The organism is Edwardsiella ictaluri ATCC 33202 (assembly GCF_000264785.1).
Lineage (GTDB): Bacteria > Pseudomonadota > Gammaproteobacteria > Enterobacterales > Enterobacteriaceae > Edwardsiella > Edwardsiella ictaluri.
Map to the genome: position 1 here is coordinate 1 of NZ_AFJI01000042.1, position 501 is coordinate 501.

At 51.7% G+C, this 501-nt stretch carries 1 pseudogene; it reads right to left on the reverse strand.

Annotated elements, in window-relative coordinates:
* Nucleotides 1-8 precede the first annotated feature (8 nt).
* Nucleotides 9-400 (reverse strand): annotated as a pseudogene (locus EIEH_RS17395) (transposase).
* Nucleotides 401-501: the final 101 nt, after the last annotated feature.

The window sequence follows — 501 nt, forward strand, 5'->3', positions numbered from 1 at the left end:
TTAAGATCCTATCTTAATAGAAGTTTATTCCAGACAATAAGACCACAGGCAAAATACAGCATGGCCTCGTAATTTTCAGACGTCTTTTCCCATCGGGTCATTACCCGGTGAAAGTGATTCATCCAGCTATGCGTCCTCTCGACGACCCAGCGATGGGCCTTGAAGTCTGTGGTTTTACTGGCATCTGATTCCCCTTTATGGGGCTGGATATACGGCTTGTAACGGCGGCTCGGCAGGTATGTTGCCAGCCCGCTTCGTAGCCTTTGTCCAGGCAGAGCCTGAGTCTTTGCCCCGGACATCCTGTCTGAAGTACATCGCGTGTATCCGCAACCAGTTTGATGTCATATGTGTTGGCTGCTGCGACAACCAGCGACAGAAGAAGCCCGTTGGCAGCAGTCATCAGACTGTGCTTTACGCCTCGTTTCCGTCTGTCCGTGGGATTGCGGCCTGTTTTTTGTTCCTGGCAGCGGCGGTTTGGTCATACAGCCATCCATCGACAAC